This window comes from Microbacterium sp. SORGH_AS_0862, assembly GCF_030818795.1.
Classification (GTDB): domain Bacteria; phylum Actinomycetota; class Actinomycetes; order Actinomycetales; family Microbacteriaceae; genus Microbacterium.
The window spans coordinates 2,690,140-2,714,979 of record NZ_JAUTAY010000001.1; the positions used below are offsets into that span (position 1 = coordinate 2,690,140).

Genomic DNA, 24,840 nt, shown 5'->3' on the forward strand with positions numbered 1-24,840 from the left:
CCGCGGGGCACACGGAAAGGACCACCATGCGCATCGCGCAGCTGACCTACTCCACGAAGCCCCGCGGCGGGGTCGTGCACACGCTCGCGCTCGCCGAGGCGCTCGCCGCACGCGGCCACGAGGTCGAGGTGTGGACGCTGGGGCGCGGCGACGACACCGCGTTCTTCCGTCCGGTCGACCCGCGCGTCCGCGTGCGCGTCGTGCCCTTCCCGCCGCGCGACGGCGAGGGCGTGGGGGAGCGCATCGAGCGCTCGATCGATCTGATGGGCGCGGCGCTGGACCCGGATGCCGACATCGTCCACGCGCAGGACTGCATCTCGGCGAACGCGGCGCTTCGTCGCGGCATCCCGGTCGTCCGAACGATCCACCACCTCGACGCGTTCACGACGCCGCAGCTCGTGGCGTGCCACGACCGTGCGGTCGTCGAACCGGTGGCGCGACTGTGCGTCTCGCGGGCCGTCGCGCGCGAGGTCGAGGAGGGGTACGGCGTACGCCCCGAGGTGATCGCGAACGGGGTGGATGCCGAACGGTTCGCCGCCGCGGCCGAGGCACACGATGCCCGGGCGCAGTGGCGGACGGAGCTCGGCGCCTACGTCCTGGCCCTCGGGGGCATCGAGCCGCGCAAGGGCTCCCTCGACCTGCTCGAGGCCTACGCCCTCACCCGCGACGAGCATCCCGATGTGCGCCTGGTGTTCGGCGGCGGCGAGACCCTGTTCGACTACCGCGAGTACCGGGACCGCTTCGAAGCGCGCGCGGCGGAGCTCGGCATCCGTCCGATCATCCTCGGGCCGGTCGACGACGCCGCGCTGCCGGCCCTCGTCGCCGAGGCCCGCGCGCTCGCATTCGTCTCGACCAAGGAAGGCTTCGGCCTGGCGGCGATGGAGGCGCTCGCCGCGGCCACGCCGGTGGTCGCGCGAGACCTGCCGGTGATCCGCGAGGTGTTCGGCGACGCGGTGCTCTACGCGTCGACGCCATCCGAGATCGCAGCCCAGCTCGACGCGGTGCTGCGCGGACGGGCGTCGGTCGACACGGCCGCCGGGGTCGAGCTCGCCCGCGCCCACACCTGGGACCGCGCGGCGCGAACGCACGAGGAGTTCTACGCCCGCGTGCCGCTGGCGAGCCCGCGATGACCGAGCAGACATTCTCGGCGATCCTCGCTGAGCGCGCGCGGGCCGATCCCGACGAGCCTCTCGTCGTGGACAGTGCCGGGGCGATGACGGCGAGGGAGCTGGATGCCGCGGCCTCGGCGCTCGCGCACGAACTCCTCCGCCGTGGTGTGCGGCGCGACGACCTCGTCGCGGTGTCGCTGCGCAACGGGCGTGACTTCTTGGTCGCGTGCTTCGGGATCTGGCGGGCGGGCGCGACGCCGCAGCCCCTGTCGACCGAGCTGACCGCGGCGGAGCGCGGTGCCCTGGAGGCGCTGGCCGTGCCCGCGGCCGCCGTGGGGTCGCGGCCCGCGTCGCCGGGGATCGCGTGGCTGCCCGGGGCGCGCGTGGCCCCGCGCGGCGGCGAGCTGCCGGATACGGCGGCATCGTGCTGGAAGGCCCCGGCGACCTCGGGCTCGACGGGACGGCCCAAGATCGTGCGCGCCGCCGCGCCCGCGAGCCTGGACCCCTCGCGCCCGGTCGCGGAGTTCCTGCCCCGCCGGGCGACGCAGATCGTCGCCGGACCCCTGTGGCACTCGGCCGTGTTCACCTACGCGTTCCGCGGCCTGCTGACGGGCCACCGTCTCGTCATCCTCGATCGGTTCGACCCCGCGGCGTGGGTCACGGCCGTCGAGACGCACCGGGCGACGTGGGGACTGCTGGTTCCGACGATGATGACGCGACTGCTGCGTCTTCCGCCCGAGGTGCGGGCGGCCGAACGGGTCGCCAGTATCGAGAGCGTGCTGCACATGGGGGCTCCGTGCCCGCCCGCTCTCAAGCGCGACTTCATCGACTGGCTCGGTCCCGAGCGCGTCGACGAGGTCTACGCCGGTAGCGAGTCGAACGGTCTCACCCGCATCACGGGCACCGAGTGGCTCGAGCGCCCGGGCAGCGTCGGTCGCCCGATCGGGGGCACCGGCGTGCGCATCCGAGACGAGCGGGGCGATGATGTCCCGGTCGGGGAGGCAGGACTGGTCTGGATGCGCCGCGGCTCCGCGGCAGCCTACTCATACGTCGGCGCGGCGTCGCGCCGCGACGCCGCGGGTTGGGACACCCTCGGCGACATCGGACACGTGGACGCCGACGGTTACCTGTTCCTGCACGACCGGTCCGACGACATGATCAACCGCGGGGGCGACAGGATCGCCCCCGCCACAGTCGAGGCGGTGCTCGACGCGCACCCCGCGGTCGTCGAAGCCGTCGCTTTCGGCGTGCCCGACGACGAATGGGGGCGAGTCGTCCACGCGGCCGTCCGGCTGACGGATGCCACGGCGCTCCCGGTTGTCGCCGCGGCGGCGCGGTCTCAGCTGGGACGGCGCGCTCCCGCCGTCCTGCACCTGTCGATCACGCCGCTACGCAACGACGCCGGGAAGGTGCGGCGGTCGGCGCTGGCGGAGCGGTTCGTCGGCTGAGTGGCGGTGAAGACGTCGCGCCCCGAACGCTGCAGCGGGGCCGCGGCCCCTCAGACCTTGCGCGAATCCTCCGGGGCGGGGGAGAGGACGCGCCGCAGCAGGGCGACACACGAGGTCATCGCAACGCGGGGTTCGAGGATCCACTGGGTCTGCAGGCCGTCGAGGGCCGCCACCGCGAGGGTGACGAGATCGCGCGCACGTTCGGGGGAGAGGGAACCGCCCCACTCGGCCTGGATCTTGTCGGTGAGATGACCGCGCATCTGCGCGAATCGCGTGCGGAAGAACTCCTGAGCGGGATGCTCCTCGGTCGTGCTCTCGGCCGAGAGCACCGCGTAGAAGCGCACCAGGTCTGCGCGACGCTCGTTGGTGGCTGCGGCGAGCTCGAGGTAGTCGGGAACCGGCATCTCGTCGATGCCCCGACCCTCGGCATCGCGCAGCGTGCCGTGTTCGTCGTAGAAGCGCTCGAGCGTCGCCAGGAGCAGCTTCTCCTTGGTGGAGAAGTGGTGCAGGATCGCGGACCGCCGCCCGGTCGGATCAGCGGACGCCGCGGATGACGGCGATCGCCGCGGCGCCCAGCAGGGCGAAGACCGCCGCGCCGACGTAGAGGGCGACGTAATTCTGGCTGCCGGGCGTCGCCCCGATCAGCAGGAGCACCGGGGCGAGTACGGGGGCGACCGTCTGGGGCACGGTGCTGGACAGGTTGAACACGCCCATGCCCTTCGCGGCTTCTGTGTCGGAGTCGGGCAGTACGTCCGAGACGAGCGCGTAGTCGACGCCCATGTACGCCCCCTGCGACAGACCGCCGATCGCGACGCCGACGAGGAACCCGTCGAAGCCGGTGGCGGTGGCCACGACGATCATCGCGGCCGCGTAGCCGAGCGAGGCGGCGATGACGAAGACCTTGCGTCGTTTCACGAGGTCGCTCAGCCAGCCCGCGAGGAGGCTGCTGACGAACACGCTGGCCGCGAGCGCCAGCATGGAGATGAAGAGCAGATTCGGCAGCGCCTCCTTGGGCAGGCCGAGGTGGTCGCTGAGGAAGTAGGTCTTGTACGTCGTCAGCAGGGCCAGCGCGGTCCAGACGAGGAAGCGACCCACCCACGCGAGTCCAAAGGCCGGAAGACGGAACGGGTTGATCCACAGCGCGGTGAAGATGTCGGCGAGACGGAACCGGCCGACCTCCGCGCGGGTGCGCGGCGCTTCCTTGAGACCGGCGACGAAGATGACCACGAGCACGAGGGCGAGCGCGGCGGGGGCGAGGAACATCCACACGCCCTGCGTGCCGGTCCCCTGCACGAGGAACGTTCCGGCGACGGCCCCGATTTGACTGCCGGAGCCGAGCCACGCCGACACCCGACCGCGCTTGTGTGCGGGAACGCGCTCGGGCAGCACGGCCACGGTCGCGGCGAGGGCGGTGTTGAAGCCTACCTGCGCGATACACCATGCGACGGCGATCATCGGAACGGTCGTCGCCGCGCCCAGGAAGAACGTTGCGATGATCCCCACAAGCACGCCGCCGAGGATGAAGGGGCGCCGCTGACCGAAGCGCGAGGTCGACTTGTCGCTGAGGCGCCCGAAGATCGGGTTGGCGAAGAGTGCGCAGGCAGCGCCGATCCCGCGCGGGTCCTGCGCCTCCCGGTGCGACAGGATGTGACGCTCGCCGCCGACATTTCCACCGACCGTCTCCGGGTTGCCCTGGTCGACTCCGCCGGGGCGATCCTGTCCGTCGCCGAAGCGAACGCCGACATCGCGCTCGGTCGCTCGCACACGGTGGGCACCCTCGTCGCGCTCGAACGTTCTCTCGATCGCGAAGAGGGACGCCACCCGTCGCGCGCGGTCCTCGGACTTCCGACGATGGTGGACTACGAGCGCCAGCTCGTCGACCCGGCTGGCGCGCGCGCTCATGCCGAGTTGGACCGACGGTGCGACCGTCGACGAGTTCTCGTCGGCGCTCGGCATCCCCGTCACGATCGCCAACGGTGCGACGCTCGCCACCCTCGCCGAGCTCCGCCTCGGGGCGGGGCGCGGGAGAAAGAACTTCATCGTCCTCGGGATCGGTCACGAAGGGATCGGCTCCGGCATCGTCGTCGACGGTCGCGTGTTCGAGGGGGCGCGTGGCTTCGCCGGTGAGATCAGTCACGTCAGCGTTCACGCCGACGGCGTCATCTGTCCCTGCGGGCAACGCGGTTGCCTCGCAGCCGAGACGGCGAACCAGCTCCGGCTGTTCCTCCAGGCGCGCGGGGTCGACATGAACGCGGAGGCGTACGAAGAGCTGTCGACCGCGTCGGCGCAGGGCGACCCCGCCGTTCGGCGTCTGTTCGCCGACATCGGCTGGCAGATCGGTCGAGCCGTCGGCAGTGTCGCCAACGTCTTCGACCCCGACGCCGTGATCATCAACGACACCCTGACCGAGGTGGGCGACGACGCGGTGACGCAGAGCCTCGTCCGCAGCATCACGCAGCACACCCACCCCGGCATCACGGCGGGGATGACGGTCGTGGCCTCCGACCTGAAGCACACGTCGATCCTGGCGGGGGCGGGACTGCTCTGAGTCCCGCGCGCCACACGACGCGCATCCGGCCGCCCCGGTGAGGCCCCGCACCCTGCCGCAGCCCGGCTCGCGGCTCCAGGAGCCGGGTGTTCAGTCGGCGCAGCCGTCCGAGCTGCACGCGAGCCCCGCGGCGGCCTCCCGCGGTGCCGTCACGACCCGCGCCGCGGCGGCGATCTGCGCCCGTAGCTGCGCGGGTGAGGCGGTCGGGCTTCCGATCTGCACGAGCTCGTCACCGCGCCGCAGCAGCAGCATCGGGTAGCTGTGGACGCCGAGATCGGCGAGCCAATCCTGATCCCGTCGGGCCTGGCCGGCGATCACGTCGTCGTCGAGGTGCCCCCTCACGGCGGCGGTGTCGAGTCCGCGGTCGGCCGCGATGACGGCGTAGGTCTCGGCATCCGAGAGGCTGCGACCGTCGCGGTAGAACGCCGCCTGCATGGCAGCCGCCATCTCGAGCGCGCGGTGCTCGCCCGCGTTCGCACGCAGGGCGGCGAGGCCGCGGGCCGCGGCATCCGAGTCCAGCAGCATGCGGCCCTCGCTCAGAAGGCGCTCGTAGTCGGGGCCGAAGGCGACACCGGTCAGCTCGGCGATGCGGGCGTTCGCGTCGGGGATGTGGCCGAAGCGCCCGATCGGGGCGGAGTTCGCGCCCGAGAACAGAGCGCCGTGGACCACGGTGACGCGGATGTCGTCATCGGCGGCCAGCTCGTGCAGGGCCGGCGCCATGCCGTAGCACCAGCCGCAGTAGGCGTCGAAGACGTAGAGGAGGTCGTGCATGGGATGTCCCGTCATCGGGGGGCGGCTTCGTCGAACGCGTGACGCGCGTCGAGCACGTCCTGCATGTGGGCGCGAGCCCAGTTCTCGACCGCGAGCAGCAGGGGGCCGAGGCTCGCGCCGCGTTCGGTCAGCTCGTAGATCGCGTGGGGCGGGCTCGTGGGTTGGACGGTGCGAGTGAGCAGACCGTCGCGTTCGAGACCCTTCAACGTTTGAGACAGCATCTTGGGGGAGATGCCGGCGACTCGTCGTGCGAGATCGCCGTGGCGCGCGGGTCCGTTCGAGAGGACGCCGATGACGAGAATCGTCCAGCGGTCGCCGATCCGGTCCACCAGCTGCCGGCTGGGGCAGTCGGGGTTGTACGGGTCGAAGCCGAGTACCTCGTCCATGGGCGTCCTCTCGATCGGTAGGGATTCAGTAAGCCACAGAGAAGCGCGCGCGGGGGTGAGCGTGCTTCTCGATCTCGTCGACGAAGGCGATGGCGTAGTCGGCGCCCGAGATCGCGGAGGTGCCCTCGGCATCCGTCAGCAGCACGTCGCCGCCCAGGCGGAAGGTGCCGGTGCGCTGGCCGGGGTTCCACGAGCCGAAGGTGGCGGCGGGGCTGAGGTAGAACCAGTCGAGGGCGGCGTCGCTGTCGCGCAGCGCGTCGAGGATCTCGCCGTGCGCGCGTGCCTCGGGTGCGAAGGCGGCGGGGAACTCGTCGGTGTCGACCAGGCGCGGGCCGCCTTCGGCGACGGCGAGCGAACCGGCGCCGCCCACGACGCCGAGGCGCGCTCCCGCCGCCAGGGCGGCGGAGACGACCGCAGGCAGGGCGACGATCAGGTTCGGCTCGCCCTCCTGGCGCGCGGTCGCGGGCAGGGCGACGACGATGTGCTGCGCGTCGGCCGTGATCTCGCGCACGAACGTCTCGTCGAAGATCGAGCCGGCGACGGATGCCACGCCCTCGGCGGTCTCGCCGCCCGAGCGCGAGACCCCGATGACCTCGTGGCCGCGGTGGGTGAGCTCCGCGGCGATGTTGCCTCCCGCGTAGCCGGTGGAGCCGAAGACGACGACCTTTGCCATGGTGTTCCTATCTGTAGGGGAGTTAGTATCTAAAAGATAGCACAGATTGGGCGCGCCTCGCCCATCTCGAGCACAGCGCGCACGTGCTGCCGCGGGCGTGGGCCGCGGGATGCGATTTGCCACGTTCTCTCCACCGGAGGGGCCGGCGGCACCGGGCCCGCGGGTCACCCGTAGTCGGGCAGTGCGAACGTCTCGGCGGGAGGGCGGAACAGGCCCGTGGTCAGTCGACGTCCGGCGCGCGATGAGGCCGCTCGCAGCACCCCGTGAAAGAGAGCTCGTCCGGCGCGAGAGCGGGGATTTGCGAGTCGCGGTGTGCCTGGTGGCAGATCTTGTGCACGCGCGACGAACGGGCGGAGGATGTCCACGTAGCGCTGAAGGGCCGTCTCGACATCGGTGCTGCGCCCGAGCTCGCCGGCCAAGACGTAGGCACCCACCAGCGAGAGGGTCGTGCCCATGCCGCTCAGGGGAGACGCGCAATAGGCTGCGTCGCCGACGAGCGCGACTCTGCCACGGTGCCACGTGTCGAGGTGTACCTGGCCGACTCTCTCGAGATAGAACTCCTCGGCGTGGGCCATCTCGCGCAAGACGCGAGGCGCTTGCCACCCGGCATCCGCGAATCGCCTGAGCAGCGCGTCTCGCGAACGACCGGAGTCATCGTCGCCTGCGTCGGCCCGCTCATCGCCGCGGGTCGGGTAGGACAGTGTGGCGCGGATCGTTCCCAGGTTGTCGGGGCGCAGGGTGATAGTCCGTCCGCCCGTGGCGGTGTACCACCGCCACCAGTCGGTGTCGTCGGGTTCCCGTGGGATGGTCAGGTAGGCCGTCGACATGTTCTTCGAGACGATCGGATCGATGCCGGGGAAGACCAGTCGGCGTGTGCGAGAGCGCATGCCCTCGGCGATCACGACGAGGTCGAACTGCTCGTCGGTTCCGTCGTCGAACGTGACGTGTGCGCCGGCACCGTGATCGTCGATCGAACGGATCGTGGTGCCGAAGCGGTACTCGACGCGCTCGTCGGTGAGGTCGAACAACACCTGCGACAACTCGCCGCGGAGGATTTCGAGCTCGGCCGTCGCCCCGCCGGTGTCGTCACGCCCGGCGGGGAAGCTCGCCACCGTCTGCCCGCGGGTCCCGATGAATCGCGTTCCTGCCTCACGCGTGTTCCGGGCCCGGATCGCCTCTTCGACTCCCATGCGGCGCACCACCTCGCGACCGGCGCCGCGGATGTCGATGTTCTGTCCGCCCGCGCGCAGTTCGGGCGCGCGCTCGATGACGGTGACGTCCCACGCCGCGCGCTCCATCCAGAAGGCCAGTGCCGGCCCCGCAATGCTCGCGCCGCTGATGAGGACGCGCCGGCGCGCCGTCATCGCGCCACCTCCGTCGTGACTGTCGCCGCGGCCGACGGCTCGCCGGCCTGCCGCTCGACGCCGCGCGCTGCCTCGACGCCCGCCGGTCGCGAGGGGATCAGGAAGGTGGCGATGACGCCGACCACCAAGAACCCGGCGGCGAGGAAGGCGCCGAAGGCCACGGCATCCGTCATCGCCTGACGTGCCAGGTCGGCGACGTTCTCGAGGCCCGGCAACTGACCGATCGGTTCGATCGCCGCGCCGGCGCTGTCGGTCACGGCATCGGCGAAGTCTTTCGCGTCAGAGGAGGCATACCCGTTGTCCTCGAGCCTGTTCTGCAGTCCCCCGCCCAAGGTCGAGAAGAAGACGGTCGTGAGCGCCGCGATCCCGAGCGCCGAGCCGAGCTGGCGGAAGGTGCTCTGGATGCCCGAGCTCTGACCGCCCTCCTCGGCGGGCACGTCGGCGAGGACGACGTTGGTGACCTGCGCGGTGGCGAAGCCGACGCCCACGCCGTAGAAGAAGAGGACGACCGCGATGAGCGGCCACGATGCGTCGGTGACAGCCGCGACGAGACCGAGGCCGGCGAGGCCGAGCACCTCGAGCACCAGTCCGAGTCGCACGAAGGCCAGCGCGCTGACACGGTTCGAGAGGGGGAAGCTGATGCCGCTGGCGACAAAGCTGCCGATCGCGATCGGGACGAGGGCCAGGCCCGCCTGCAGGGGTGAGTAGCCCAGGGTGAACTGCAGCCAGAGGGGCAGCACGGCGATGATGCCGAACTCGCCGAGCCCGATGATCAGAGTGGCTACGTTGCCGTTGCGGAAGGACGCGATCGAGAACAGGCGCGTGTCCATGAGCGGCTGCTGGCGGCTGCCGGGGCGGCTGAGCCGTGCCTGCCTCCAGATGAACGAGGCGAGGAGGAACGCCGAGGCGACGAGTGCGACGAAGGCGGGCGACAGGCCGGAGTCCCAGCGGAAGCCGAACACCTCGAAGGCGTTCTCGCTGATGACCCAGCCGTAGACACGACCCTCGACGAGCCCGAACGCGAGCAGCCCGAGACCGCTGACCGAGAGGGCGGCGCTGATGACGTCGACGCCGCCACGCGAGCGGGCGGGCTGAAGGAGGAACAGCACCCCGATGACGACGATGACGATCGTCAGCGGAATGTTGATGCCGAACGCCCAGCGCCACGAGGCGTGCTCGGAGAGCCAGCCGCCGAGGACGGGGCCGAGCGCAGTGGCAGCGCCGATCGTCGAGCCCCAGACGGCGAACGCCTTGCCGCGCGCGGCACCGACGAACATCGCGTTGAGCAGGGCGAGCGAGGTCGGGAGCACGGCTGCGGCGCCGACGCCCTGTAGGAAGCGGGCGAGGACCAGGATCTCGCCCGTGGGGGCGAGACCGGCGAGCAAGCTCGTGAGGCCGAAGACGACGACGCCGGCGAGGAACACCGTCTTCGCGCCCCACAGGTCGGAGATGCGTCCGACGACGAGCAACAGCGCGGCGAAGACGATCGCGTACGACTCCTGGATCCACTGCGCCTGGCTCGAGTCGATGCCCAGGTCGTCGATCACCGAGGGGGTGATGACGTTGACGATCGTCGTGTCCACGACGATCAGGGCGACCCCCAGAGCCACGGCTATCAGGCCGATCCAGCGGCGAGCACTCTCGGATCGTGGCATTGCGTCTCTCCTCAAATAGTTCTACCGTAGAATGATTCTTCGGGAGAATAACTTGATGAAGTGATAACCTGCAAGTCCGGTCGCAGGACGTCGGGACGGGAGGGCTTCATGGGTGAGGACGACGCCGCTCACGCTCTGGACCCGGTTTCGCCCTCGGTCACGGACGCACTCCGCGCCTACGGCGCGACGTATGCGCAGGTCGCGCGGGCCTTCGCCGCATACGCCGGATTGCACTCCACGGACGCTGCGGCGATGATCGAGATCCTCGGAGCCGAAGAGCGCGGCAGGCCGCTGTCACCGGCGAGGCTGAGCGACCAGATCGGACTCAGCTTCGGTGCCACCTCGACCCTTCTGAACCGGCTCGAAGCAGTCGGCCACGTCACCCGCAGCCGCACGCAGACGGATCGGCGGGTCGTGACGCTGCATTCGACACCCGAGGTCCAGCGACTGGCCGATGAGTTCTTCGCGCCTCTCGGGCGGCGCCTCGACGCGATGCTCGCCGCGCACTCGCCGGCGTTCCTCGCCGAGTTCTCGGCGGCGCTGATGGCGATGAGGGATGCCACCGACGACTATATCTCGGAGGGCCCCGGGAGCGAGAACGCGTCCGCCGGAGACACGGGTGAGCCCTTGAAAGATCGCGGCGGGGCAGAGCGCTGAAGGGACGTCGTCGACGTTCTGGCCGCGTCGCGATCCCTCGGGAGTTGTGACTGCAGGCCGGGGAGCGGCCCCGGCCTGCAGCGATCAGCCGTTCGAGGACGTCCCGAAGGCGGTGGTGTAGAGCTGTCGGAGCGCGTCCGTTGCGGGGCCGCTGTCGCAGGGTGAGATGAAGTCGTCCGTTGCGGCGACGAGGTACGTCTGGCCGGCGGTGAACAGGACGCCGGTGTCTTCCTGCACCTGTTCGACGGTCAACGTCGTGCCGGGAGTGCCGGCGAACACCTCGGTGACGGTGAGGGTGACGTTCTCGCCTGTGACGGCTGTTGCGGTGGCTTCGTAGGCGGTGTCGAATTCTTGAAGGCTCGCCACGGTCGGTGCCTGGCATGCGGCGGGGGTTTCGTCGGGGCCGGGGGCTTGGATGGCGGGCGTGGCGACGAGGCTGGCGATCAGGGCCGCCGCTCCGGCTGTGGCGGCGGCTCCGAGGGAGACCCCGGCGAACAGACGCCGCCGGTGGCGGGGGGCGGTCGCGGTGTTGCCGGCGAGGTCGTCGCGCTCCGCGGCGGCCACGATGCGCCGGATCCGGGCGTCGTCCAGGCTCGGGTCGCCCGTGGTCGGGTCCGCCTGGCGCATCAGTGCCCTCAGGTCATCATCGTTCATCGCTCTCCCCCTTTCGTGGTAGTGCCGGTTGGTCGGCGTGGTGCTTCCATCTCTTGTCGCAGTTTCTTCTTGGCTCGATGCAGTCGGATGGTGGCCGCGTTGGTCGTGATGTCCAGGACCGTCGCGATCTCGGGCGGTCCGAGTTCTTCCCACGCCCACAGGCGCAGGACCTCGGCGTCGGTGGCCGACAGACGGGCCAGGGCCGCGCGCAGGCAGTCGGCACGCGGATCCTCCTCCGGGCCGGGGTCCACGGTGTCGGTCGGTGGGTCGACGGTGATGATCCGCTCCGCCACCCGCCACTGCCTGCGCGCGGAACGCTCGGCGTTTCGCAGGCAGTTGCGTGCGGTGACGTACAGCCACGGCAGGGGTTCCTCGGGCACATCGTCGAACCGTCTCCAGACGATCAGCATCGTCTCGGAGAAGACATCGTCCGCGGTCTGCGGATCGATTCGTCGACGAAGGAAGCGGAGGACCGCATCGCCGTGCGTTCGCACGAGCGACTCGTACGCTCGGGAGCGTTCCATCGGAAGTGTGTGCACGAAATCATCATGTCCGGTCTCGGGCGATGCTTTCACCTCGAATCGTCGAACGAAACGTTCGGCGACATGAAAGGTCCGGCGCAGTGGTGGACATGGACACAGCGCACGCTGCGCCGACCGCCCGCTCACCGAAACGGGCAACCGCTGAGAGACAAGGCCCGTCCCATGAACATCAAGACCCCGACCGCACTGACCGCCGCCACCGCTGTGATCTTCATCGGCGGCCTGGAGCGCGGCGACGACGCCTCCTTCTTCGCCCGCAAGCCCGGCACGACCACAGCTTGGGTGTCAGGGCCAGACGGCCAGCGCGTGAGCTTCGACATCACCGTCGCAACCTCCTGAGCGTGGGGTCCACACTCGTCGCGGTGTCCACTGACCGTCGGCGGTCCCTTCCTCTCGCCACTCTCACCCTCGCCGCCATCGTCATCGCGGTCAGCGTGGTCTCTATGAACGCGGGCGCCTTCCGAGGCGCGAGCGTCTATGACCTCCGCGCGATCGTGCTGACCCTCGCCCGGGTGGACGATCCCGCGACGCTTCCCGTCGTCGTGATCGCCGTCGTGCTCGTGTGCGGATGGGCTGAACGCCTCATGGGAGGCGCACGCATGCTGTTCGCCTACGCCTGCGGGGGCGTTGTCACGTCGGCGGCGGGTCTGGCCGTCGGGGGGTGGGAGACGAACGTCTTCCCCGTCATCCCGCTCGGCGAGTCGCCGGCCACGGGGGCGACCCCCGTCCCCGCGCTCCTGGGCGTGGCGATGGCCGCGAGCTGCTTCACAGCTGCCCTGTGGCGTCGCCGCGTCCGGGTGGCGTGTCTGGTGTCGGTGGTGACGGTGTTCCTCTACGCGGCGTCGGCGAGCGACCTGTTCTCGCTGCTCGCCCTTCCCGTAGGGCTCGGCGCAGGGGTGCTCCTCGGGGGCCGGAGAGGCGGAATGCGAGGGCAGCGCAGCTCGCATCACGAGGTCCGTGTCCTCCTGTGCGCCTTGACGGCGATCACCGCGGTGGGGCCGATCGTCGCCACCCTCTGGGGCAGTGGCGCCGGACTGCTCTCCGCCTACGGATGGCTGTCGTACGATCCGCTGGTCGTCGCCGATGCGGTGACGTGTGCGGCGGGCTCCACGATCGTCCCCTGTCCCGACGCGACGAGCTACCACGAGGTTCAGCCGAGCGCCGGGTGGATCGCCGCCCTTCCGCTCGTCGTCCTCCTGGTCGCCGCGTGGGGCATTCTCCGCGGTCGGCTGGCTGCTCTGGGCGTGGCCATCGCGGTCAACCTGCTCGTGTTCGCGGGGATGACCGCTCTCTTCGTCGTCTCGGAACCGGACATGCTCGCTCTGCTCGCCCAGGTCCGGGGAGCCGACGCGTCGGGGGCGTGGCAGTCCCTGGTGGGCCTCCTCGCGGCAGCGCTGGTCCCCCTCGGTGTGGCCGTGACGCTCTTCGTGTGCCGCCGCTCGGTGTCGGTCCCGCCGACGATGAGCGCCGTCGGATCTTTCTTCGTGTCGATCTCGATCTGGGCCGCAACGGTGTCGATGCTGTCGCTCGCGGGCGGACTGCTCGCAGCGGCGGACTTCTCGCCACGGCCGACGGTGGGCGAGCTGCTGCGCGACGTCCCCCTGCGGCTGCTGCCGCCCTCGCTCCTGCCCGGCGGATGGATGCACGCCGTCCCCACGACCGCCGTGTCGCAGGCCCTCTGGTATCTGCCGTCCGCCGTCTTCTGGACGGTGTGCGTGGTGGCGACCGCACGGTTGGTGTTCAGCCGGTCCTCCGTGCTGGGCGCGCAGGATCGAGTGCGGGCACGGGAGATGCTGCAGCGCGGCTGTGGTTCCCTGGGGTCCATGGCCACCTGGCCCGGCAATACGTACTGGTTCGCCGGGGACGCGGATGCCGGCTTCGCCTACCGTCTGCACGGGGGTGTGGCTGTGACGCTGGGCGGCGCTTTCGGCGCCGATCGATGTCGCGAAGGGATCGGCGCCGCGTTCGTGGAATTCTGCGGCGACAACGGATGGATCCCGGTCTTCTACAGTGTCGACGATGCCGCGGCCGCGGCGCTCGACGCACTGCAGTGGCGGCGGACGCGGGTGGCCGACGAGGCCGTCCTCGACCCAAGAACGTGGACTCCCGTGGGGAAGAAGCGCCAAGACGTCCGCACGGCCACCAACCGCGCGCGCCGGGAGGGCGTCCGGGCGCAGTGGGTGTCGTGGAGTGCGCTCACGCTCGTCGACCGGGTGCAGATCAGCGAGATCTCCGAGGCCTGGGTCGCCGACAAGTCGATCCCCGAGATGGGCTTCACCCTCGGCACCGTCGATGAGGCGGCCGACCCGGCGGCGCGGTTGATGCTCGCCCGCGATGCATCGGAACGGATCGTCGCGGTCACGACATGGATTCCCGTCTTCGGCGAAGAGGGGCTGACGGGCTACGCCCTGGATGTCATGCGCCGACGCCACGACGCCATGAACGGGATCATGGAGTTCGTCATCGGGGCGGTGGTCGAGCAGTTGCGGGCGGACGACTGCACGCTGCTGAGCCTGTCGGGGTCGCCACTGGCTCCCCACCGCGGCGTCGACGCCGGAGATCTCTCGGCCGTCGACCGGTTCCTGGAAACGCTGAGCGGCGTGCTCGAGCCCGCATACGGCTTCCGCTCGCTGGCGCACTTCAAGAACAAGTTCCAGCCGCAGTTCCGCCCTCTGTGGGTCGTCTACCCCGATGCCATCCATCTCCCGGCGATCGCCCTCGCCCTCCTCCGGTGCTATGTCCCTGGGCTGAGCCTCGCCGGCGCGGCGCGTCTGGCGGTGCGCATGCGGACATCGCGTCTGTCGTCGACCTCGACGGCGTGACGCGCCGTGGAACATCTCCGAAAATGTTCCGTCCGAGGTGAAAGGCCTCGGGGGGTGCCGGCCATGAAGGGGTACAGGCCGCGAAGATCGCTCGTTCACCCGGAACGGGCCGCGGCGTCGACTGAAAGGTGCAGCTCATGCGCATTCGTACCCTCTCCGCTGTGACCGCCTCGATCCTCGCCGTGGGTCTGATGACCGGCGGAGCCGCCGCGTTCGCCGCCACGCAGAGCGACACGTTCGTCGACGGCGTGCCCGCCCCGCAGAGCGACACGTTCGTCGACGGCGTGCCCGCCCCGCAGGACGACACCTACATCGACGGCGTGCCCGCCCCCAGCGCGGACGAGACGCCCGACGCAGACGGTGTCGTCCTCGGCGGCATGCCCGCACCGCTGATGCTCACCCCGGCCGACCTCGCCAAGGGCCCGGTGACCCTGCAGGTCGGGCAGACGCTGGTCATCGTCCTCGACGCCGACAACGGCGGCGCCTTCACCGGCACCGGCGGCGCCGACGACGACACCGTGGCGCACTTCGATGCCGCCGTCCTCAGTCCCGACGAGGACGAGGTGTCGCTGAACGCGGCATTCTCCGCCGAGAAGGCGGGCACCACGAAAGGCTGGATCGCCGGCGCCGACGGCCAGCGCACCACCTTCGACATCACCGTGACCGCCTCCTGAGAACTCCCGCAGAACCCGGGGCCGGCGGCACGATCCGCCGGCCTCGCACTCGCATATGGGGGCGGTCGTCTCGGTCACGCGGGATCCTGGCGCCGGCGCACAGCGCCGCTCACTCCGTGCGCGTCTCGGCGCGCGTGGTGACCCGCGCCACGTGCAGCGCCAGGTAGAGCACCTCGTCCTCAGTGAGGCGCGCCCCGCCCATCTCGAGCAGGTACCGCACGCGCTGCGCGCAGGCGTACGCGGCGGGATGCGAAGCCCGGATGCCGCTGAGCAGCTCAGCGGAAGGATCGTCGAACAGGGCGTCGGCGTCCAGGCGCACGAACAGGTAGCGAAGGTGCGTGACGAATCGCGCGACGTTCATCGACTCCGCATCCAGGGCCACCCCCATCGACTGCGACACCACCTGCAGCACGCGACCGATTCGCTCGGTCATGTGGATGGTGGGGGCCATGCCTTCGGACGCGAATGCGGCGTTGACAAAGTGCAACGCCGTTCGCGTTCACGTCGAACGCTCCGAAGTCTGTGGAGTTGATCACGACGACCGGCGTGATGGCATCCAATCCGGCCTTGCGGATGGCAGCGAGGTCGACGTCCACCAGGGGTGCACCCGCCGTCACGATGTCGCCGACCTTGACCCGAGAGGTGAGCGGCGCACCGTCGAGACCCACGGTGTCGATGCCGACGTGGACGAGGAGCTCAGCGCCCTCGGCCGTCTTGAGGCCGTACGCGTGGCCCTGTGCGACGATGATCTCTCCCGCGGCGGGGGACACGAATGTGCCGTCTGTGGGCCGGGCGGCGAACCCCTGCCCCATCGCGCCCGACGCGAAGGCCTTGTCGGGCACTTCGGAGAGCTCCACGATCTCACCGCGGGCGGGGGAGTAGACGGTGAGGGATGCTGACGCAGCGGGGACGGGGGCACTCACCGTCTCGCGCTCCGCGGCTGCTGCTGCACGGTCCTTCGCCAGGTCGGCACGGCTGAAGCCGAAGAAGTACGTGCCGATGGCCGAGAGTGCGAAGGCGACGATCGTGCCCGCGATGAGCCAGAGGAAGCTGGCGGGATCTCCCGACGGGTCGATGCCGATGGGAAGGGTCAGCAACCCGGGTGCGCCCGTCGAGAACACCTTGACGCCGCCCGCGCCCACGATCGCGCCGCCCACAGCGCCGGAGATGCCCGCGACGAGGAACGCGCGCTTGCGGGGCAGGGTGATGCCGTAGATCGCCGGCTCCGTGACGCCGAAGACGGCCGCGAGCGTGGCAGAGAAGCCGAGTGCCTTCGTCTTCTTCTCACGCAGGCGCAGCGTGACGCCGAGTGCAGCTCCGGCCTGGGCGAGCACAGCCGGGAAGGCGGCGGACTTCATGTAGTCGAAACCGGTGTTCGCGATGATTTTCGGCGTGCACTGGGGCATCGTGCCGCTGTTCATCAACAACGTTCGCGCCGAACTTTCGAGCGGTGGTGACGGCGAGCAGCATCGGCAGGAACGCGAAGAATGCGTCGGCCGTGGCGAACAGCACCTGGTACGTCGTGGACGTCGCGGGGAGAACGCCCGTGGTCGACAGGATGATCAGCAGGCCCTTGAGGATGCCCGTCGCGGCCAGGACGCCGAGCACCGGTGCGAAGATCGCGGAGACGACGTCGATGACCCGGGAGAGGATGCCGACCTTCTGATCGCCCCCGTCGGCGTTGGGATCGCGGTCGCCCTCGGTGAGCGACGAGGGCAGGCCCGCGTAGACCTTGGACACGTTGTTGCCCACCACGACCTGGAACTGCCCGCCGTTCTCGACGACGGTGATGACGCCCGGAAGGGCGGTGACGGCGTCCTTGTCGGCGCGGGCGCGGTCGCGCAAGGTGAAGCGCAGGCGGGTCGCGCAGTGCACGACTCCCGCGACGTTGTCCTCACCGCCGACGGCGGCAAGGACCTCGCCCGCCAGGGTCGAATAATTGACGGCAGCCATGACCGTGCTCCTTCTCGTTCGTCATCGAACTCGCGGAAAAAGGCAACAAAAAAGGCCCGAACTCTGACCAACGGTGTTGGTCGAAGCTCAGGCCTTGCCTCGCTCGAAACGAGTTACATACCAGTGCTCGCATCACGAGGATGCTGACGGTGACTATACACGTGATGCGGTGAGATCGCCAAGCAGGACCGCCCTCAGGCGTCGCCGAGAAGGTAGGCCGCGTTCACGAGGGCGAGTTGCTCGAGCATCTGTCCCCAACTGCGTGAGATGTCTGACTCCAGAGACTCGCCCTCGAGGAGCCTGTGGGAGCAGGACGCGTGCACGAGGCGGTAGGCGAAATCGACGGCGGCGTCGGGGTCTGGCTGCCGTATGGCGTCACGGTGTCGGAGCACGGATGCGGCGAACAGGCGGCCGGCGCGAAGGCTGATGTGTCGGCCGGCTTCGAAGACGGTCGGGTCGTTCAGCCCGACGAGCATGATGGCACGGAGGGCTTCGGGATCGAGCCGGAAGCCCTCGCCCATCGCTCTCGTCATGTAGATGATCGTGGCCCGCGGACTCTCCGCGACGTCCGGCGTCATCGCCATGACCGAGTCGAGCAGCCGGCCTTCCACCGATCTGAGCAGCTCGCTCTGCGTCGCAAGCAGGAGTCGTTGTTTGTCGCCGAATCGGCGGTAGATGCTGCCCACTGAGACACCGGCGGCCTCGCTCACGCGGTTGGTGGTGAGGCCCTCGGCTCCGGCTTCGCCCAGGACGCGCAGTGCGGCGCTGAGGATTCGCCTGTGCGTCTGTCGGCTGCGGGCCTGCTGGGGGCCCGGGTGAGCTTCTGCTCCCGTCTGCATGGGTCCGAGGATACCGTGCACGAAGTGAGTCATCGCTCGCATCTATGACTGCCATTCATGACGTAGGCGTGTCATGCATCGACAAGTGTGCGGCAAGTATGTGAGCATTGACTCGCATTAGTGATGCTCTGATGGGTGCCGGTGGCCCATCCCGCCGCATGGCGCCCCGATCTACACCGGACGAGGAGATGGAATGTCAACTGTTGCGTCGCTCACAGAGGCCGAGACCTACTCGGTGATCGCCGGGCACCGATTCAGCGAGTTCGCCCGTGCGCTCGACACCAAGGACTGGCAGGGATACCAGAACCTCTACTCCGCGGACGGTCAGCTGCGACTGCCGTGGGGCGACCCCGTTCCGCACGACCGCCTCGCGTCGGAGACGGAGATCAATCTGGGCCGATTCGCCTGCACGCATCACATGATCACGAACGCGCTCGCCGTCCCCGACGGGGCGCGGATGACCGTGTCCGCCAATCTCCACGCTGCTCATATCTACCCGGAGGAAGCTCGCAAGGCAGCCTGGATCGCGGTCGGACGGTACGACGCCGAACTGGTCCTCGACGGCGACACCTGGTTCTTCCACCGGGTGGCGTTGACTCCGCTGTGGCAGCAGGGCGACGTGCCGGAGCACTGATCCCGGTCCGCGGGGGAGGATCGCCGCCCGCTCCGCGCACGGCGGTGACTCCGCCGGCCGCTTCCTGAGGCGTCGAGACATCGGCGGCGATCCTCCTCCGGCGTGACGTGACCACTACGCGCGCGGCGGTGAACTCTGCTTCGACACGAACGCGCTTTCGGCCGCATCGATGTCATCGAGCTGGCCAAGCAGCTCGGTCGGCGTTCCGTCACCGATCATTCTCTGCAGGAACCGGGTCCGATCGAAGAAGAGGTCGCGAAGGGGCCGCAGCGCTGCCGGGGCGTGATGGAAGATCCGACCGAGCTTGTAGGCGGTGTCGACCTGGAAGGCGGTGTGCGGCTTGCGGGGTGTCTCATAGGCATCCAGGGCTGCACGGAGTGCGGCCGAGTCGGTGATGTCGACGCCCGCGAGGCGGCGCCCGAGGAAGTAGCCGTCCTCGATCGACATTCCGGCGCCGTACGCGGCGTACGGCGAGGTGGGGTGCGCAGCGTCTCCGACCAGGGTGGCGCGCCTCTTCGACCACTGCGAGAGCGGGGGACGATCTCTTATCGGCCAGCGCTGCAGGTTCGCTTGATCGGTGGCGGCGATCAGCTCGGGCAGTGGGGAGGCGAAACCCTCGGCCATCCTCGTCGCGGTCTCGTGGTCGCGCCCACGGCGAGCGGCAGTCCGAACAACGCCTGGAGAATGGTGCCCGCGGCGGCGGCGAGCAGAGCGGAGAGCGAGCTGAACACGCTCACGATCGTGAGAGCGAGATTGAACATCCGCAACGGTCGCCACCCGACAGGGGTGACTACCCAGTCGAAGGTGGTGGCGTTCATCATCCTCGAGACAGACACGGCGATCGGGATGCACGCCCCGATCGCCGCGAACGCGAGGATCATCCCCACGATGCCCGCGGGCCCGAACTCCCCGAAATAGGTCATCACCTCCCTTCCGGTGGAGAAGGCGACGCCGACCATGGTTCCGGCCATGACGAGTGAGAGGGTCAGGGCGCCGAGCGGCCGACCCGTGGAGCGTGGTGTGTTCATCGCGACGGCATCCTTCAGGGGTACTCCGCGCCGCGGGCCGGCGCCGGGACGTGGTCGAACTCGACCATTCCCAGGATCTCGAACACCTGTTACATAACGATTGCGCAGCTGTGTCGCTTCGGCGCGCGTTTCTCAGCGCGTCCGTCGCGCGAGGGATCGGCCCGCAGCGCGGCCGGAGAAGATGCAGCCGCCAAGGAAGGTCCCCTCCAAGGCGTTGTACCCGTGCATCCCGCCGCCGCCGAACCCGGCGACTTCGCCGGCGGCGTAGAAGCCGGGTATCGGATGGCCGCCTTCGCTGATGACGCGCGAGTCGAGGTCGGTCTGCAGGCCGCCGAGGGTCTTGCGCGAGAGGATGTTCAACCGCACCGCGATGAGGGGGCCGTGCGCGGGATCGAGGATCCGATGCGGGCGCGCGACGCGGATGACGCGGTCGGTGCGCGAACGTCGGGCGTTGTGGATCGTCATGATCTGTACGTCCTTGGTGAAAGGGTTGTCCATCTCGCGGTCGCGCGCGACGATCTGGCGTTCAAGCTCCCCCGCATCGAGACGGCCGCCCCGAGCGATCCGATTCATGCCGCGCACGAGTTCGCTCACCGTGTCGGCGACGACGAAGTCCGCGCCGTGACGCTTGAAGGCTTCGACCGGCTTCGGAGCGCCTTTGGACAGTCGCTGTGCCAGCAACGTGCGGATGCTGCGCTCGGTGAAGTCCGGATTCTGCTCCGATCCCGACAGCGCGAACTCCTTCTCGATGATCGTCTGGGTCAGGATGAACCACGAGTAGTCCGCCCCGGCGGCGAGGATCTGAGTCATCGCGCCGACGGAGTCCGCCCCGGGGACGCCGGAGGAGCCCCGCAGGCGCCGCCCGTTCGCGTCGAACCACATCGACGAGGGACCGGGGAGGATCCGGATCGCATGGTCCGGCCATATCGGATCCCAGTTGTGCAGGCCTTCCGTGTACGCCCACATCCGGTCCCGGTTGACCACTCGTCCGCCGACGTGCTCCGCGATGGACAGCATGCGGCCATCGACCGACGCCGGCACCCCCGAGATCATGTGCTGGGGGGCGGGGCCGACTCGTTGGGTCGGCCAGTAACGGCGCATGAGATCGTGATTGTGGCCGATCCCGCCGGACGCCACGACGACCGCTCCGGCACGAACGGTGAACTCGCCGATCGCGGTGCGGTTGCTGGCGACGCCGCGTGCTGCATCATCGGGCGCGAGGATCGTCCCGGTGGCTCCGACGACCGCCTCGTCATCGACGAGAAGCTCGTCCACGCGGTGACGGAAGAGGAACCGAGCGAGTCCACGTCGTTCCGCTTCGAGTACGCGCGCTGCGAAGATCTCGACCACGCGTGGTCCCGTGCCCCACGTGACGTGGAAACGGGGAACCGAGTTCCCGTGCCCTGTCGCCGATCCGTCGCCGCGTTCGGCTCAGCCGACGAAGGGGAGCGAGCGCAGGCCGAGTTCGTGAAGGTATCGGCGCTTCGGCCCGGCCGCCCAGTCGACGTAGGCGTTCGCCCACCGCTGCGCCCACGAGTCCTCGTCGTCGAGCCGATCGAACTGGGCGGAGCCGGACCAGTCCTGCCGCGCCAGTTCCACCGAGTCGCGGATTCCGGCGAACCGCTGCTCAGGTGAGTTTACGAAGAAGAGTCCGCCGAGCGACCAGAATGCCTGTCCGCCGAGGTTCGCACGGCTCTCCTGGTCCAGGATCAGCACGCGCCTGCCCGCTCGCGTGAGCTCGTAGGCGGCGACCAGACCCGCGAGCCCGGCCCCGACGATGATGGCATCCGCGTCGTCCATCGGGACGCTCCCTTCGCTTCGTCGCGTGGGGTAATCTTCGGGGAGCACAATATCCAAGTCAAGTTTGGTTTGAAAATGAGCGCTCTCGATATCCGCCTCAGTCGCACGCCGACGCAGGCGCGCGCACGCGACAAGGTCGTTCGCGCGCTCGACGCCGCGGAGCGGCTCTTGGACCGCGATGGCGAAGCGGCGCTGTCGTTGACGGCCGTCTGCGAGGAGGCGGGACTGAACGTCGGGACGGTCTACCAGTATCTTCCGGACCGGGATGCCATCATCGCGGCGCTCATCGATCGGTTCTCGGCCGAACTGGAGCGGGCCGTGCAGGCGATGGTGGACACCGTCGGCTCGCGACCCCTGGATGACGGAGTGGACCGCGCCGTCGCGCTGCTGGCTGTCGTCTATCGCTCGGCAGCTGGCAGGCGAGCGCTCCAGTTGCTCCCGCGGCCCTCGGATCCCGCCGTCGCCGCGCATCGGGAGCGGATGGTCGCACACGTGCACGCTGTCCTCGCCGAGACCGGGCACCTCGGGCACGATGCCGTCGGTCTCCGGCACGCGAGAGCGGTGTACGTCGCCTGCGAGGCCCTCGTCCGAGAGGCCTTCACTCGTGAATCCGACGGTGATGAGTCACTGCTGCAGGCTGCGCGCGTGATGATGCGCAGCTACCTCGCCCAGATCCCCGACTGATTCCTGGAGTGCACGATGAGCAACGACGTAGTCTCGACGAGCCCTTTGACGGGCCGCGAGGTCGGCAGGTTCCCGATCGCCGCCGACCACGATGTCCGTCGGGCGGTCGCATCGGCGCGTGAGGACGCAGCGTGGTGGGGTTCCCTGGGCCATGCCGAGCGGCGGAAGCGGTTGACGGCCTGGCGCCGGGACCTGGCCGGTCGCTACGAGGAGATCGTCGATCTCATCCGAGCGGAGACCGGGAAGGCGACAGCCGACGCTCGCATCGAGACGCTCCTGGCGCTTCACCACCTCGCCTGGGCGGCCGACAACGCGCGGAGAGTGCTGCGCCGGCGGCGGGTGCGCTCCGGGCTGCTGATGTTCAACCACCGCGCGAGCGTCGAGTACCGGCCGCTCGGTGTCGTGGGCGTCATCGGACCATGGAACTTCCCGCTCTTCACGCCGCTCGGATCGATCGCCTACGCACTGGCGGCCGGCAACGCCGTGGTCTTCAAGCCGAGCGAGCACACGCCCGTCGTGGGTGCGTTTCTGTCGGAGACTCTGAGGCCGTTCACCTCCGGCCGGAACGTGCTGCACGTCGTTCACGGAGGCGCGGATGTCGGCGCCGCCCTGTGTGCATCGGGAGTGCAGAAGCTCGCGTTCACGGGCTCGACGGCGACGGCCAAGAAGATCATGGCCGCCTGCGCACCCACGCTGACACCCGTGCTCATCGAAGCGGGCGGCAAGGACGCCATGATCGTCGATGCGGATGCCGACGTCACGGCCGCTGCGCGCGCTGCCGTGTGGGGCGGCATGGCCAATGCGGGGCAGGCCTGCATCGGCATCGAACGGGTCTACGTGCACCGAGCGGTCTTCGACCACTTCATGGATGCCGTGCGCGCGGAGATGCCGGTGCGCGCGGGTCTCGATGACGATGCCGCGATCGGTCCGATCACCACCGGTTCCCAGGTCGAGATCATCCGAGCCCAACTCGTCGAGGCGGTGTCCCGCGGGGCACGCCCCGTCGTGGGATCTGCTGATGCGCGCGACGGCAATGTGATCCAGCCCGCCGTCCTGGTGGACGTGCCCGACGATGCACGTGTCATGACGGAGGAGACCTTCGGGCCGGCGCTGACGCTGCGAGCCGTTCAGACGATGGACGAGGCGATCTCGTTGGTCAATAGCACCGGATACGGGCTCGGCGGCGCGGTCTTCTCCCGTCGGAACGGGGCCGCGATCGCGGGGCGGATGCGGGCCGGCATGGTGTCTGTCAATGCGGTCCAGGCCTTCGCCGCGATCGCGTCCCTCCCTTACGGGGGCGTGGGGGAGTCGGGCTTCGGCCGCATCCACGGAGACGAGGGTCTCCGGGAGTTCGCGGCGGCTGCCTCTCTCACCGTCCGCGGGCCGCTCCCGTCGGTGGACATGATGACCTTCCGTCGGCCCCCGTTGGTCGATCGGCTTCTGCCGGCCGTCGTCCGACGACTCTTCGGTTGATCGGGGGTATTGCCCCGCCCGATCAGAGCTCTCAGCCGCGCAGCGCTGCGACGACGTCGATTTCGACGAGCTGCCCGTGCAGGCCTGATCCGACCGTCGTCCGCGCGGGCAAGGGCGTCGGCACCAGTTCGCGGTAGGTGGCGTCGAACCCGGCGAAGTCCTCCAACCTCGTGATGTGCACGGTTGCCTTCACGACGTCGGAAAGGTCGAGTCCCTGCGTCCCGAGGACCGCCTCGATGTTCTGCAAGGTCTGCCGCGTCTGAGCGACGATCCCCTCCGGCACGACGTCGGTCTCCGGGTGCTGCGGCCCGAACCCCGCGGTGAACAGGAATCCGTTCGCGACGATCCCCTGCGAGTAGGAGGCGGAGGGGCGCGGAGCAGCGGGGGTGCTGATGGCGGTCTTCATGCGATTGCCTTTCATCGACGGACGTGGCCTGACAGACGTATCCGAACACATGTTACATAAAGGCACGAGCGAAGCGGCCTGCCCCACCTGCGACAATGGATGTCCATCGATGAGTGGGGGATCATGCCGAAGATCGTCGATCACGACCAGCGTCGGCAAGACATCGTTCTGGCGGCGCTGCGCGTGGTTGCCCGAGCCGGTGTGGCGAAGGCCACCATGCGGGATATCGCCCGTGAGGCCGGGTATTCCACCGGGATGGTCGTGCATTACTTCGACGGGCGAGAGCAGCTCATGTCGCAGGCGCACCGTGCGGCCTATGTCATCGTCAGCAACCGCATCCGGCAGGGCGTCTCGGACTTCCGGACCCTGGACGACCTCCGCATCGCGGTGGAGGAGGCCCTCCCGATGGATGAAGACCGACTCGTCGAGGCTCAGATCGACGTCGCGTTCTGGGATGAGGCGCTCCGCGAGCAGGCGTTTCGTGAGGATCGATGGCGCAACCATCTCGATGCCCAGCGGGAGTGGATCGAGGTCTTCGCGCGACTGCGGGCGACGGGTGCGATCGGTGTGCCCGACTCGGATGAGGAACTCGCGATCGAGCTGGTCGTCCTCATCGACGGCCTGACTGTGCAGCGCCTGCTCTACCCGCAGCAGATGACCCCCGAGGTTCTCGACCGCATCGTTCGCCGTCACCTCGACCGGCTCGTCTGAACGATTCGC

At 69.4% G+C, this 24,840-nt stretch carries 26 protein-coding genes and 1 pseudogene; 11 read left to right on the forward strand and 16 right to left on the reverse strand.

What is annotated here, in order from left to right:
* Nucleotides 1-26: 26 nt before the first annotated feature.
* Nucleotides 27-1,130, forward strand: a complete 1,104-nt coding sequence (locus tag QE377_RS13210) for an MSMEG_0565 family glycosyltransferase (protein WP_307323972.1) — start codon at nt 27-29, stop codon at nt 1,128-1,130.
* Nucleotides 1,127-2,557, forward strand: coding sequence for an AMP-binding protein (locus QE377_RS13215; protein WP_307323974.1), 1,431 nt, complete (start codon nt 1,127-1,129; stop codon nt 2,555-2,557). Before QE377_RS13210 ends, QE377_RS13215 begins: the two co-directional genes overlap by 4 nt.
* Nucleotides 2,558-2,607: 50 nt before the next feature.
* On the opposite strand, the gene QE377_RS13220 is transcribed toward QE377_RS13215, so the two are convergent.
* Both QE377_RS13220 and QE377_RS13225 read right to left on the reverse strand, forming a co-directional pair.
* On the reverse strand, nt 2,608-2,961 hold the full coding sequence (locus tag QE377_RS13220; protein ID WP_307323977.1) for a hypothetical protein: 354 nt from the start codon (nt 2,959-2,961) through the stop codon (nt 2,608-2,610).
* Nucleotides 2,962-3,091: 130 nt separating this feature from the next.
* Nucleotides 3,092-4,459: an MFS transporter gene (locus tag QE377_RS13225; protein ID WP_307323980.1), complete on the reverse strand. Its 1,368-nt coding sequence runs from the start codon at nt 4,457-4,459 to the stop codon at nt 3,092-3,094.
* Here QE377_RS13225 and QE377_RS13230 point away from each other — a divergent pair.
* Nucleotides 4,458-5,105, forward strand: coding sequence for an ROK family protein (locus QE377_RS13230; protein WP_307323983.1), 648 nt, complete (start codon nt 4,458-4,460; stop codon nt 5,103-5,105). The two genes, QE377_RS13225 and QE377_RS13230, sit on opposite strands and share 2 nt — an antisense overlap.
* Before the next feature lie 90 nt (nt 5,106-5,195).
* On the opposite strand, the gene QE377_RS13235 is transcribed toward QE377_RS13230, so the two are convergent.
* The 5 genes from QE377_RS13235 to QE377_RS13255 form a co-directional block, all read right to left on the reverse strand.
* Nucleotides 5,196-5,876, reverse strand: coding sequence for a DsbA family protein (locus tag QE377_RS13235; protein ID WP_307323986.1), 681 nt, complete (start codon nt 5,874-5,876; stop codon nt 5,196-5,198).
* 11 nt (nt 5,877-5,887) lie between these two features.
* On the reverse strand, nt 5,888-6,262 hold the full coding sequence (locus tag QE377_RS13240) for a helix-turn-helix domain-containing protein (RefSeq protein WP_307323988.1): 375 nt from the start codon (nt 6,260-6,262) through the stop codon (nt 5,888-5,890).
* A gap of 25 nt (nt 6,263-6,287) precedes the next feature.
* Entirely contained in the window at nt 6,288-6,935 is a 648-nt protein-coding gene (locus tag QE377_RS13245) for an NAD(P)-dependent oxidoreductase (RefSeq protein ID WP_307323993.1), read from the reverse strand.
* A 164-nt stretch (nt 6,936-7,099) separates the two neighbouring features.
* A complete protein-coding gene (locus QE377_RS13250; RefSeq protein WP_307323996.1) occupies nt 7,100-8,299 on the reverse strand; it encodes an FAD-dependent monooxygenase in 1,200 nt (399 codons plus the stop codon).
* Nucleotides 8,296-9,954 carry a DHA2 family efflux MFS transporter permease subunit gene (locus QE377_RS13255; RefSeq protein WP_307323999.1) on the reverse strand — a complete coding sequence of 553 codons (1,659 nt, stop codon included), beginning with the start codon at nt 9,952-9,954 and terminating at the stop codon, nt 8,296-8,298. The genes QE377_RS13250 and QE377_RS13255 overlap by 4 nt, the downstream gene beginning before the upstream one ends.
* Nucleotides 9,955-10,062: 108 nt before the next feature.
* Between QE377_RS13255 and QE377_RS13260 the strand changes: the two genes are divergently transcribed.
* Complete coding sequence (locus tag QE377_RS13260) at nt 10,063-10,611, forward strand: MarR family winged helix-turn-helix transcriptional regulator (protein WP_307324001.1); 549 nt, start codon at nt 10,063-10,065, stop codon at nt 10,609-10,611.
* Between the two features lie 84 nt (nt 10,612-10,695).
* Here the strand turns inward: QE377_RS13260 and QE377_RS13265 are convergent, their stop codons facing one another.
* Both QE377_RS13265 and QE377_RS13270 read right to left on the reverse strand, forming a co-directional pair.
* A complete protein-coding gene (locus QE377_RS13265; protein WP_307324004.1) occupies nt 10,696-11,265 on the reverse strand; it encodes a hypothetical protein in 570 nt (189 codons plus the stop codon).
* On the reverse strand, nt 11,262-11,789 hold the full coding sequence (locus tag QE377_RS13270) for an RNA polymerase sigma factor (protein WP_307324006.1): 528 nt from the start codon (nt 11,787-11,789) through the stop codon (nt 11,262-11,264). Before QE377_RS13270 ends, QE377_RS13265 begins: the two co-directional genes overlap by 4 nt.
* 9 nt (nt 11,790-11,798) lie before the next feature.
* Here QE377_RS13270 and QE377_RS13275 point away from each other — a divergent pair, with 9 nt between their 5' ends.
* The 3 genes from QE377_RS13275 (at nt 11,799) to QE377_RS13285 (ending at nt 15,303) form a co-directional block, all read left to right on the forward strand.
* Complete coding sequence (locus tag QE377_RS13275) at nt 11,799-12,146, forward strand: hypothetical protein (protein WP_307324008.1); 348 nt, start codon at nt 11,799-11,801, stop codon at nt 12,144-12,146.
* Between the two features lie 23 nt (nt 12,147-12,169).
* The gene (locus QE377_RS13280) at nt 12,170-14,629 is read left to right on the forward strand and encodes a bifunctional lysylphosphatidylglycerol flippase/synthetase MprF (RefSeq protein WP_307324010.1); all 2,460 of its coding nucleotides are present in this window, start codon (nt 12,170-12,172) and stop codon (nt 14,627-14,629) included.
* A 137-nt stretch (nt 14,630-14,766) separates the two neighbouring features.
* Nucleotides 14,767-15,303, forward strand: a complete 537-nt coding sequence (locus QE377_RS13285) for a hypothetical protein (RefSeq protein ID WP_307324013.1) — start codon at nt 14,767-14,769, stop codon at nt 15,301-15,303.
* 109 nt (nt 15,304-15,412) lie between these two features.
* On the opposite strand, the gene QE377_RS13290 is transcribed toward QE377_RS13285, so the two are convergent.
* From QE377_RS13290 to QE377_RS13305, 4 genes are all read right to left on the reverse strand, one after another.
* Nucleotides 15,413-15,691 (reverse strand): PRD domain-containing protein, encoded by a 279-nt coding sequence (locus tag QE377_RS13290; RefSeq protein WP_307324015.1) that lies wholly within the window; start codon nt 15,689-15,691, stop codon nt 15,413-15,415.
* Nucleotides 15,579-16,661 (reverse strand): glucose PTS transporter subunit IIA, encoded by a 1,083-nt coding sequence (locus QE377_RS13295; RefSeq protein WP_307324017.1) that lies wholly within the window; start codon nt 16,659-16,661, stop codon nt 15,579-15,581. Before QE377_RS13295 ends, QE377_RS13290 begins: the two co-directional genes overlap by 113 nt.
* Nucleotides 16,588-17,256, reverse strand: coding sequence for a PTS transporter subunit EIIB (locus tag QE377_RS13300; RefSeq protein WP_307324019.1), 669 nt, complete (start codon nt 17,254-17,256; stop codon nt 16,588-16,590). Before QE377_RS13300 ends, QE377_RS13295 begins: the two co-directional genes overlap by 74 nt.
* Before the next feature lie 194 nt (nt 17,257-17,450).
* Entirely contained in the window at nt 17,451-18,128 is a 678-nt protein-coding gene (locus QE377_RS13305) for a TetR/AcrR family transcriptional regulator (RefSeq protein ID WP_307324022.1), read from the reverse strand.
* A gap of 160 nt (nt 18,129-18,288) precedes the next feature.
* On the opposite strand from QE377_RS13305, the gene QE377_RS13310 reads away from it, so the two are divergent.
* Nucleotides 18,289-18,729: a nuclear transport factor 2 family protein gene (locus QE377_RS13310; RefSeq protein ID WP_307324024.1), complete on the forward strand. Its 441-nt coding sequence runs from the start codon at nt 18,289-18,291 to the stop codon at nt 18,727-18,729.
* A gap of 114 nt (nt 18,730-18,843) precedes the next feature.
* Here the strand turns inward: QE377_RS13310 and QE377_RS13315 are convergent, their stop codons facing one another.
* Both QE377_RS13315 and QE377_RS13320 read right to left on the reverse strand, forming a co-directional pair.
* Nucleotides 18,844-19,581: an FAD-dependent monooxygenase gene (locus tag QE377_RS13315; protein WP_307324026.1), complete on the reverse strand. Its 738-nt coding sequence runs from the start codon at nt 19,579-19,581 to the stop codon at nt 18,844-18,846.
* A gap of 308 nt (nt 19,582-19,889) precedes the next feature.
* Nucleotides 19,890-21,557: pseudogene (locus tag QE377_RS13320) on the reverse strand (FAD-binding dehydrogenase).
* A 75-nt stretch (nt 21,558-21,632) separates the two neighbouring features.
* Between QE377_RS13320 and QE377_RS13325 the strand changes: the two are divergent.
* Nucleotides 21,633-22,241, forward strand: coding sequence for a TetR/AcrR family transcriptional regulator (locus QE377_RS13325; protein WP_307324029.1), 609 nt, complete (start codon nt 21,633-21,635; stop codon nt 22,239-22,241).
* A gap of 15 nt (nt 22,242-22,256) precedes the next feature.
* Nucleotides 22,257-23,714 (forward strand): aldehyde dehydrogenase family protein, encoded by a 1,458-nt coding sequence (locus QE377_RS13330; protein ID WP_307324031.1) that lies wholly within the window; start codon nt 22,257-22,259, stop codon nt 23,712-23,714.
* 31 nt (nt 23,715-23,745) lie between these two features.
* Here the strand turns inward: QE377_RS13330 and QE377_RS13335 are convergent, their stop codons facing one another.
* Nucleotides 23,746-24,120, reverse strand: a complete 375-nt coding sequence (locus QE377_RS13335) for a RidA family protein (RefSeq protein ID WP_307324035.1) — start codon at nt 24,118-24,120, stop codon at nt 23,746-23,748.
* 99 nt (nt 24,121-24,219) lie between these two features.
* Between QE377_RS13335 and QE377_RS13340 the strand changes: the two genes are divergently transcribed.
* Nucleotides 24,220-24,831, forward strand: coding sequence for a TetR/AcrR family transcriptional regulator (locus tag QE377_RS13340; protein ID WP_307324037.1), 612 nt, complete (start codon nt 24,220-24,222; stop codon nt 24,829-24,831).
* Nucleotides 24,832-24,840 lie beyond the last annotated feature (9 nt).

Coding starts and splice junctions, on each gene's coding strand:
- QE377_RS13210 (WP_307323972.1), top strand. CDS start 27: ATGCGCATCGCGCAGCTGACCTACTCCACGAAGCCCCGCGGCGGGGTC.
- QE377_RS13215 (WP_307323974.1), top strand. CDS start 1,127: ATGACCGAGCAGACATTCTCGGCGATCCTCGCTGAGCGCGCGCGGGCC.
- QE377_RS13220 (WP_307323977.1), bottom strand. CDS start 2,961: ATGCCGGTTCCCGACTACCTCGAGCTCGCCGCAGCCACCAACGAGCGT.
- QE377_RS13230 (WP_307323983.1), top strand. CDS start 4,458: ATGCCGAGTTGGACCGACGGTGCGACCGTCGACGAGTTCTCGTCGGCG.
- QE377_RS13225 (WP_307323980.1), bottom strand. CDS start 4,459: ATGAGCGCGCGCGCCAGCCGGGTCGACGAGCTGGCGCTCGTAGTCCAC.
- QE377_RS13235 (WP_307323986.1), bottom strand. CDS start 5,876: ATGCACGACCTCCTCTACGTCTTCGACGCCTACTGCGGCTGGTGCTAC.
- QE377_RS13240 (WP_307323988.1), bottom strand. CDS start 6,262: ATGGACGAGGTACTCGGCTTCGACCCGTACAACCCCGACTGCCCCAGC.
- QE377_RS13245 (WP_307323993.1), bottom strand. CDS start 6,935: ATGGCAAAGGTCGTCGTCTTCGGCTCCACCGGCTACGCGGGAGGCAAC.
- QE377_RS13250 (WP_307323996.1), bottom strand. CDS start 8,299: ATGACGGCGCGCCGGCGCGTCCTCATCAGCGGCGCGAGCATTGCGGGG.
- QE377_RS13255 (WP_307323999.1), bottom strand. CDS start 9,954: ATGCCACGATCCGAGAGTGCTCGCCGCTGGATCGGCCTGATAGCCGTG.
- QE377_RS13260 (WP_307324001.1), top strand. CDS start 10,063: ATGGGTGAGGACGACGCCGCTCACGCTCTGGACCCGGTTTCGCCCTCG.
- QE377_RS13265 (WP_307324004.1), bottom strand. CDS start 11,265: ATGAACGATGATGACCTGAGGGCACTGATGCGCCAGGCGGACCCGACC.
- QE377_RS13270 (WP_307324006.1), bottom strand. CDS start 11,789: ATGGAACGCTCCCGAGCGTACGAGTCGCTCGTGCGAACGCACGGCGAT.
- QE377_RS13285 (WP_307324013.1), top strand. CDS start 14,767: ATGCGCATTCGTACCCTCTCCGCTGTGACCGCCTCGATCCTCGCCGTG.
- QE377_RS13290 (WP_307324015.1), bottom strand. CDS start 15,691: ATGGGGGTGGCCCTGGATGCGGAGTCGATGAACGTCGCGCGATTCGTC.
- QE377_RS13295 (WP_307324017.1), bottom strand. CDS start 16,661: ATGAAGTCCGCCGCCTTCCCGGCTGTGCTCGCCCAGGCCGGAGCTGCA.
- QE377_RS13300 (WP_307324019.1), bottom strand. CDS start 17,256: ATGGCTGCCGTCAATTATTCGACCCTGGCGGGCGAGGTCCTTGCCGCC.
- QE377_RS13305 (WP_307324022.1), bottom strand. CDS start 18,128: ATGACTCACTTCGTGCACGGTATCCTCGGACCCATGCAGACGGGAGCA.
- QE377_RS13310 (WP_307324024.1), top strand. CDS start 18,289: ATGTCAACTGTTGCGTCGCTCACAGAGGCCGAGACCTACTCGGTGATC.
- QE377_RS13325 (WP_307324029.1), top strand. CDS start 21,633: ATGAGCGCTCTCGATATCCGCCTCAGTCGCACGCCGACGCAGGCGCGC.
- QE377_RS13330 (WP_307324031.1), top strand. CDS start 22,257: ATGAGCAACGACGTAGTCTCGACGAGCCCTTTGACGGGCCGCGAGGTC.
- QE377_RS13335 (WP_307324035.1), bottom strand. CDS start 24,120: ATGAAGACCGCCATCAGCACCCCCGCTGCTCCGCGCCCCTCCGCCTCC.
- QE377_RS13340 (WP_307324037.1), top strand. CDS start 24,220: ATGTCCATCGATGAGTGGGGGATCATGCCGAAGATCGTCGATCACGAC.